At 37.5% G+C, this 9,618-nt stretch carries 4 protein-coding genes; 1 reads left to right on the top strand and 3 read right to left on the bottom strand.

The window, feature by feature from the left end; all coding sequences use genetic code 11:
- The coding region (locus ACVWYG_RS17090) for a transposase (RefSeq protein ID WP_457271900.1) at window positions 1-717 on the top strand (717 nt) is incomplete at its 5' end.
- Window positions 718-1,315: 598 nt separating this feature from the next.
- On the opposite strand, the gene ACVWYG_RS17085 is transcribed toward ACVWYG_RS17090, so the two are convergent.
- The 3 genes from ACVWYG_RS17085 to ACVWYG_RS17075 are packed head-to-tail and all read right to left on the bottom strand — an operon-like array spanning window position 1,316 to window position 9,608.
- Window positions 1,316-2,338: a YihY/virulence factor BrkB family protein gene (locus ACVWYG_RS17085; RefSeq protein ID WP_457271898.1), complete on the bottom strand. Its 1,023-nt coding sequence runs from the start codon at window positions 2,336-2,338 to the stop codon at window positions 1,316-1,318.
- 3 nt (window positions 2,339-2,341) lie between these two features.
- Window positions 2,342-4,636 (bottom strand): translocation and assembly module lipoprotein TamL, encoded by a 2,295-nt coding sequence (tamL, locus tag ACVWYG_RS17080; protein ID WP_457271896.1) that lies wholly within the window; start codon window positions 4,634-4,636, stop codon window positions 2,342-2,344.
- Window positions 4,620-9,608, bottom strand: a complete 4,989-nt coding sequence (locus ACVWYG_RS17075) for a translocation/assembly module TamB domain-containing protein (protein ID WP_457271895.1) — start codon at window positions 9,606-9,608, stop codon at window positions 4,620-4,622. Before ACVWYG_RS17075 ends, tamL begins: the two co-directional genes overlap by 17 nt.
- Between the last annotated feature and the right edge of the window lie 10 nt (window positions 9,609-9,618).

Below are 9,618 nucleotides of genomic sequence, written 5' to 3'. Positions count from 1 at the left end.
CTGGTCCGGGGAAAGAGCGACAAGGCGGATTCGAGAACTATCGCCCTATACGCTATCACACATACTCATAAGCTGAACCTTACCGCCTTGCCAGAACGGGCTCTGATGAAGTTGAAACTACTGTTGGTAGAGAAACAAAAACATAAAAAAGCAATCCTGAGTTTAAGCAGCACAGATGAGCAGATAGGTTTCATGCCAAAGGAACTCCTGAAGGATATTCTCGTAGTAAATCAACAGAGCATCAAAAAATTGAAAACAAGTTTAAAAGCAATAGATGAGATGATCACCGAACTGGTAAACAGTCATGGAGAACTTAAAGAGAAGTTTGATCTGGTCTGTAGCGTACCCGGAATAGGCAGGGAAACGGCTCTTTATCTGATCATGTACACCAAAAACTTCACCTGTTTTGATAACTGGAGGCAGATGGCGTGTTATGCAGGAATAGCTCCATTCGGTTACAGTTCGGGAAGCAGCATCAAAGGCAGAAGTAAGGTAAGTATGATAGCAAACAGAAAACTTAAGTCATTACTTACTTTAGGGGCACTGGCGGCAATAAGGCATGATAAACAGATCAAAGATTATTACCAAAGAAAAGTGGAAGAGGGCAAGAATAAAATGTTGGTCATTAATGCCGTAAGGTGTAAAATGATTAGCCGAGTATTTGCAGTAATCAACAGAGGTAATCCTTTTATAGATACTTTTAAATTTGCCGCTTAATTATTTGCTTTTTATCATAGAATACGCGAAATAGCCGAAATGAGTGGTGCGCTGATGATGGGAATGGCATCCTCTAATTGACCCCTTAAAGCCAATTAGAGATATAATGGACAGCGTGTAAAAGCGCCCAAATAATCCTCAACATTATCGATCTAAATTAAATCTTAAAGAGTTTTTTAATAATTTGGGCGTTTCCCTGAAGAGGGTCGCGCTTTACGTTACAATCTTTTTGTTCGTTCCTCACAAAAAGGATTTCCTCTGCAATCGCTAACCGAAATAGCCGAAATGAGTGGTGCGCTAACTATGGGAATGGCATCCTTTAATTGGCCTCTAAAAGCCAATTAAAGATACAATGGACAGCGTGTAAAAGCGCCCAAATAATCATCAACATTATCGATCTTAATTAAATCTTAAAGAGTTTTTTAATAATCTGGGCGTTTCCCTGAAGAGGGTCGCGCTTTACGTTCCAATCTTTTTGCTCGTTCCTCGCAAAAAGGGTTTCCAAGCAATCGCTAACACGCCGGGAGACTTTGCTAAAGTTGGATGTCTGATGTATTAAACCCGGCCGACAGAAAATCTAAAACAAGGTAGTGCCAAGCTAATTTGTCTCATTAGGCTGTTCACTTGTTTCTTCCGGATGTTGACTAGGAAGCACTTTTACATCTTGTTCGATTATGGAAGTTTTAGTGTGTACAGCATATTTACTAGGCCTAATTCCTTTATCATACTTTTCTGCGTATGCCTGCGTAAATTCTGCACCAAAATACAATATTACCGACGTATAATAAATCCAAACCAGAATTACGATAATGGAACTTGCTGCGCCAAAAGCGCTACCAGGATTTCCCTTTTGGATGTAAAGACCAATAACGTACTGGCCAAGACTAAAAAGTAACGCTGTAAAAATTGCTCCAATAATTGGTGTTTTCCACTTCATGTCTACATCTGGCAGCACTTTAAAAATAATGGTAAAAACTGCTGTTACCGCCAATAGGGTGAGGGCGGTATTTACAACGTAGATTATTAATGCCATGGTTTCTGTAGCGATAGGAATGACATGAGTAATGCTAGTTCGTTGCAGCAGTGTAGTGAGGTGTGAACCCAAACTTACTACAATGCTATTTAATACGAGCGAAACCAGCAGTAAAAACCCGAGAGAAACAATTAAAGAGAAAGAAAGTAAGCGATTGGTTAACATTTTAAGCCATCCTTTTTTTGGAATTGCCCTTACCTGCCAAATAATGTTAATGCTATCTTGAATTTCGATAAAAATCGCTGTAGATCCAATAATCAAAGTGACCACACCAATAATTAAACCAATGGTAGATTTGCCTGTTAAATTTGCGTGATCTACAAATCCTCTTAACTGGTTTGCAGCATCAGTGCCAACCATATCACTAATCTGACTAAACAGTTCTGTGCCAGGATTTATTTTATTGCCAAAGAACAAACTAGCCGCAGAGATGACGATTATAATTAGAGGTGTAAGTGCAAAAATTGTGTAGTATGCCAATGAGGCACTCAATTTCATTACCTTATCTTCTGCAAAGCCTTTACCTGCCGCCAAAAAGAGGTGGTATAACGCTACAAAAAAGTGCTTTATTTTTTTTAAAAACTTCATACATTAAAAAGGATAACCTATTCCGATGTTATAAATTAGATTTTCTCTTCGCCATTCGCTACTACCAAATGCAATATTGTCTATTACCCAACGCTTGCCTTCGGGCAGATACGGCTTTCTAACCGGGAAAGCAACATCTAACCTCACTACTAAAATTTTTGCGTCTACTCTAAGTCCTAATCCGGTGCCTACTGCCATTTCGCTTAACACGTTTTTAATATTAAAGCCAGAACCTGGTCTCAGTGGATCTTCTTTCCTCAACCAAATGTTACCTGCATCTACAAAGGCAGCACCTTGCAATACACTTACAATTGGAAACCTTAATTCTGAGTTTAACATAATCTTAATGTCTCCACCTTGATCTGCAAACGTATTGGTAGTTACCGTATCCTTATATGTGCCGGGTCCAAGGGTTCTGGCAGCAAAAGCCCTGATGTCATTACTTCCACCGGCAAAAAATTGCCGCACAAAAGGGAGAGAAGTGCTGTTTCCATACGCATATCCGTAACCAAGATCCAGCCTATTTGCCCACTTTAAATTGCGATTAATCTTAAAATAATCTCTAAAATCTGCCTCTACCCTTACGAATTGTGCCAGTGGAACATTCAATATGCTTTTCTGTCCTGTTGCATCTTTCGGCGTAAATAATCCCCAAACGTTACCGGCAGTCTCTAAACTTCCAAAAAAGTACATGTTATTTCTCCTTTGGTCTTCCATTTGGTTGGTAAAGGTGAAGTTGTAATTGCTCCCGATTAAAAATTGACGTTGCAGTGTATAATTTAGACCAGGATTGGCTGCTAAAAGACTGTCCCTGTTCGCAGAATCTATATTTGGCCTTACATAGCTTACGGAAATTGGATTGAAAACATGCTCCTTGTATTTGTTCTCTTTAAAATTATATCCAAACTCTCCTTTAAAGGCACTCAAAGAATATAAAGACCCTCTATTTAAAGACTGGAAAGAAAGAGACGCAATCGTTCTTGGAATGTAGGCATTGGTCGCATCGAACTTAAAGAATGGAACAATGAGCCTGGGGAAAGTTAACTTCGCATCTGCTGTTAACGAATAAGAATTTTGTTTTTGTGCAGTACCCTTAACTTGTGTTTCGAAACCACCGCTTACACTTACGTCCAGCTGTTCACCGGCATGAAATAGGTTTCTAGTGGTTTGTGTAACCTTGACTTCCGAGCCTACAAAATTATTAGATTTACTTGTTCCCAACACCGAAAAACTTAATGAGTTTTTCTTTAATGGTGTTAAATAAATATTTAAATCTAATTGATCATTTTTGCTACTGTCTAGCGGTAAAAATTCTGCTCGTACGTCTTGAAAAACGCCAATATTTACCAATCGATTTAAGGATTGACTATGGTCGGTTCTGTTATATAGTTCGCCTTTTTTAAAAAATACGAGTCTATCAAATAGGGAAGGTTTAAATGTTTTCTTATTGTCGTAGATGTTAAAATCGTGATAATTTAAAGGTGCGATTTTTCGCAGCATACTGTCTTTACGCAGACTGTAATTCGGGTAAATATTAATGTCTTTAATGGTGTAAGGTTTTATACCTACGTCTGGAGTTGTATTTTTTACCGCTACAATTACGTTTGCTAAATTATTTCCTATGGTGCTATCTACTTGTAGAATAAGATAATCAGGACTGAAATAAAAGAAACCTTGTTCTTTTAAATCATTGTCAATTCTTTCTCGTTCCTTTTTAAAAATGTCTAAGTCATAAAAATCACCAGTTTTTAATAGTGTTTTACTTTTGTTCAACGCAATAATCTTCGTCAGGCTACCAGTGTCTGTGGGAAAAGTAATGGTATTCAGTTTATATCTATCGCCGGTTACTGCCGTATAAATTGCTTTTCCCTTTTTTCCACTTATAACAGTATCTCCGTTAACAACTCCCTGTAAATAACCTTGACTTATAAGATAACTAGATAAAACTGCTTCATTTGTTTTTAGTTTTACTTCGCTTAGTAGGACAGGGGGTTCGCCTAATTTAGTACTTACCCAATGCTTAAAGCCTTTTGCCTTTGCTGGTTTCCCATAAATGTTATACACCAACAGTTTGTACTTTATACCTAAGATAGACTTGTTAGGTATTGGCCTGGTTTTGCTCTGTAAATCTTTTTTAACTGCTTTTTGATCGGCAATTTTTTTACTTGAGTCTGGATTAACCTTTATTTCGGCACCAGTGTAGAGATACTGCCCTATCGGAACACGTTTTGTGGTGCTGCAACCTGCCCAAACGAAACAGGCCAGTAAAAAATATATCGGTCTAATTTGTTGTCTCATTCTTGGCTTCTTGACGTAATGCTTTTCTTCTTTTTTTCTTGCTTTCAAAAATTTCTTTAAACTTATTGTAATCTACGACTAACGTAAATCCTAATCCCGTTTCTATAATCTGTCCCTCAATAATGGTTTCGGTTTGATTTCGGCGGTATGCACGTAATCTATATTTGCCATCGGCAGATAAAGCGTATTCTATATTTACATTGCCTGCAATGTCAGTAGACTTCTGTCCAGGCGTTTGAGGGCCTTCCACATTAAAAGTACTTCCTACACTTACGGTTAATCTATCATTAAGGAGTTTTTTAGATAAGCCAACTTCTAAATCTGTTTTCTGCTGCATTGAGCCGCTCGAGTAATCTTCGGATGAATTCACTCCAAAATTTAAATCAACTCCTTGAATTAGGTCGGAGGCTAAGTTATTTAACTGTTCAGTTAGCAGCTTACTCACACTTTGGCGTGCCAAAGTAGAAACGCCACCGCCTCCGCCTGCCAAACTCTGGAATGGATTATCTGCTATAAAGCGATTTAATGCCAACAATGCAAATACCTGCTTATTTAGGTCGTTCTCGTTTCTATTTACATTTTGAAGTTTAGCATATACCGTTCCGTCGAGTGCATTGCGTTCATTTTCGGGTAAATCCAGTCTAAACGAAATAATGGGCTTCAATAGCTCTCCTTTCATCATCAAATAAACCTGAAATGGTAGTTTGGTTTTAGCTTGGACATTGGTCGGATCTCCGATAAGATCGATAGGTGCAGCATTTACTTCATATACCGCAGTAAGGTCTATATTTGCTTGGGTTGGATCTCCAGTCCAAACAATGGTGCTTCCTTTCTGCAACTTAAACTCCTTTTTGCCAAGTGGCCCTACGGATAAATTGTAAGAACCATCTATGACCTCATATCTACCAGTTAAGCTAATTTTACCGCTTGGATCTATAGTTGCATTTAAATTTGCGCTTCCTTTTATATTCAAAGCATCTCCATTTGCCGGATCTACCACCACATTTAACTCTGCCTCTGGATCTATCACAACTTTTGCGACCAGATTTAACCCTTTCACTGGCGATTTAGGAACACTGTCTACCTTTAGCGATTTTTCGCCATTAAACGGTGGTGCGCTAGCATCTATAAACTCGACAATACCTTTTTGATCCATCACAGCAGGATCGCCCGTGGGCATGGCAAAGAAGAACTTGGTTCCCTTGTTAACAGTAACATTCATGTTTACATCAGGCTGATTTAAATCTCCACGGATTTTAATGTTGCTGCTTAAAAACACAGTGCCGTAAATCAAATCGTTATCTGCAGCGGTAGAATGTAACGCTCTAAAGTTGTCAGTTTTAATGTCTAAAGCAAAACGATAGTTTTTATAGTCTGCAGTGAGTACTTTGCCATTAATAGTGGCTTTTTGATTTAAGGAGTCGATGATTGTAAAGTTGTTAAACGCGATCCCTTCTGGGGTGAAAGAAATTTTCTCATTCGGCATTCTAAAATAAGAATTTACATAGGCTATCGTCAATCCGGCATTGTTAAACGTTAAATCCCCCAAAATTTTAGGAGCGGAAACTTCGCCCTTAACAGTTAATGCACCAGACAGCGTTCCTGTTCCATTTTTTATTTGGCCCGCCGATAAACTCTGCACTTTGCTTAAATCTATCTTATCTACGTTTACGGTCAAATCCAATCTACCTGCGGGCTTGGTGTAATAAAAACCATTTACCCTTAAATCGTGCACACCACTTAGCGCAACATTTACTTCAAATGCATCAGCTTTATTGTTGTTAACCGCCAAACGTAGCGTGCCCAACTCGTCTTTTAAATACCTTAAATCATCTATGGTTAAATTTGCCTCAAACTTTGGACTTCCTGCCAACTCCTTTACGCTTGCAGTTCCGTTTAGCTTTCCGCCAACCAATGTCGTGTCGGTTTCTGCAAACTTTGTTAGGGTCTCTAATTGAAAGTCTTTAAAGGTTAAATTTATGGGTGCATTTGGTTGAGTTGGATTGCTGTTAATGCTTAAAGATTGTCCGCTTTTGCTGATGTCAAATTGATTTACAAGAATCCCAGACTTTCCAAACTGAATGTAATTTTGCGGAGAAACAACCCACTTCTCATAATTCAATAATATCTTATTTGGATCTAAGCTAAATTTAAAATCTTTGTTAATGCTTTCAAAAATACCCGCCAAGGCATATTTAGTCTTTAACTGTCTATCCTTTAAAAGGATGTTTACATCTAGCTTGTTATTTGCAGCTGCACCATTAACTTCCGTGCCAAATAACTGAACCGATGGACTTATAAAACTCTTATTATTTAGCGCATAATCTAACTTTTTGTTCTTATTGTCAATATTTAAAACCGTGCTATCAATTCTAAAGTCGCCATACACAATTTGAGGAAAACTTCCTCGAATTTGTAAGCTGTCCTTCTGTGTATCGATTAAGCCATTAAAGGAAGCTGTTTTAAAAACCGTTAGCGTGGGTATAAAACTTTTTAAAGTTTTGCTGTCATACACTTGTACGGCAAATCTAAACCGCTGAGCCGGAATTTTTTTAACCTCGCCAAACGCATAGTATTGATTTATTTGATTGATGATGCCGTCTGCAACTTTAGTAAGTTGATACTTTCCATCAATCTTTGCGGCTAATATCTCAGACTTTAAAATTAACTCATTGGCAGTTTCCGTAGCCCTTGCCTGCACAGATATGGTGTCTAGATTAATTTTCTGCTGATCTTTTACCACTTGCAGTCCTGTAATATCGATACTTCCATTTAAATAGTCTGCATCGGCTGTAGCCAAGTCTACCCTAACTTTTCCGGCCGCCCTTAATAAAGTTTTACTAAAATTTAACGCTTGTAGGTCTACTCTTTTTAAATCAAGATCGGCCTCAATTGCTGGATATTTTCCCGCTAGGTTAACTTTGGCATTTAACGAGAAGTTTGCATTGGTATCTGGCATACTGCCTACAATACTTACTTTTTGATTTCCGTAACTTCCATCTAGCGTTAAGTTTCTGTAAGTATATTTGTTGTAGTAAGCGCTAACGACTGTTGCATTTAGCTTTGCATCAATCTTTTTTGGATCCAGACCTGTACCTACAATATTGGCCTTAAGGGTTACTCTGCCGAGTACAGAATCTTTTTTTAACAGTCTACCAAGGTTAAAATTATTTAAACTCACATCTGCAACATATTTTTCACGACCCTTCGGCCCAGACATTTTTGCCTTTAAATCTGCGCCACCCAAATCAGTTCGCACATTTATATTCGTATTAAAGTTGGTAAGTGAACCTCTAAAAGTACCTTTTGCATCTATCACGTTGGGTAAATTTAAACTTGGAGGTAAAGATTTTTTCGGAATAAGCACTAACAAGTCTGCTTTGGTAATGTGAACTTTATTCAATTTCAAATCTAAATACAGTTTGTTCATATCTGGCAAACCTTTAGCGCTGCCACTAATGTCTATTTGAGTACTAGTTAAGCCGTTAATTTGGAATTTCGGAATTTGAAGATTATTCAAATAACCATTTACAGATGCATTAACACTCAACTTTTTATCTGCATAATTTGCAGGCACAGCATCGCTAAAATAAGTGGCATCCTTCAAACCAATTACCGTATTCTTAAACACAATGCTAAGCTTTACCCGGTCTGGGTGTTTTGTTAAATCATCGAGAGAACTAAAATTTAGCTGCGTATTGTTTTGAATAGATGTATTTGGGGTTTTTAAAGTAAAGTTGTTCAACCTTATTTCTTTATCATTGTAAAGGACATTTCCTTTTAATACATCTAATTGAAAGCCGCTTTTATCTTTTAAAGATCCATTGGTAACATTTGCTTTTATGCCTTTTGCGGAATAGCTCAAGCTGTCGGCGCCTAAATTCAACCCGATTATTTTTAGGTGATTAAAATCTAAACCCGGTTTTGGCTTTGCCGTTAAATTGTCAAACTGAATGCTATTGTCAGCAAAATCAACTTTATTAATTATCAAAGAAAGCGGCGATGGCGTGCCTGCAACAGTATCTCTTTTTATCGAGTCTTTTACCGTTACTTTTGGTTGAAAGGCAAATAATACATTTGATTTTTTCAGATGCGCCTCATCTGCTGTGTATCCACTTTTTCCTAAATCCACCTTTAGATTAATGAAGCCCAGATCGTTTATGTCTGCAATGGCTTTTGTGGTAGAAAGTTCGTCTTGATAATTTACTTTCACTTGCTCAAAAGAAAAGTTTTGCACCTCGACAACCGGAAGCGAAGCAGATGCATTTTTACTGCTATCTACCTTTTTAACTACTTTATTAACCAATTCAATCAGCGGTTTTTGTTGTAGATAAGTAAGTCCTGTATTTTTAAGCGTAAGAGATTTAATCACATAATGTTGATTGGCTAAATCGAATTCTTTAATTTTTGTGTCGAATTTTCCAATGTAAATTTTCGCATCGTTACCAGAAACATCATCTCTGTAATGCAAGCCTATGTCTTCGAAATTTACTTTATTGACAGAAAATTTCATTGTAGAAGTGCTGTCTTTTTTTACCTGGTCTGCAGGCTTTTTCTGTTCGCCAGCAAAGGCATCAACAATAAAGGAAAAATTAAAAGTAGTATCCGGACTAACGCGGGTAACATTTGCCCTAACATGCGCTAAGTCTATGTTGTTAATTTCTACAGTATTGCTAAATAGTTTAAAAAGACTAATATCTAAAGAAAGTTTGCCCGCATAAAGAAGCGTATCTCCCTTCAAATCAGCAATAAAAAACTTACTTAAAACCACATCCTTTGGAAGCGCAATCTTAATGCTTTCTAAGCTGACCTGCGTATGTGTTTTGTTTTTTAAGTAGTTTATTGCTTTGTCTTTCACAAAGTTTTGTACCGCCGGAATGTTTAAAGAACCTGCTATAACCACAACTACGAGAATAATAGAGGCTATAATCCACAATAAAATCTTAAAGCTCTTGCGTAAATATTTATTCAACTTAATTGGG

Source organism: Pedobacter sp. UYEF25, from assembly GCF_054061655.1.
The sequence above is the reverse complement of the archived record's forward strand: the minus strand, read 5'-3'. Positions and strand labels throughout refer to the sequence as shown.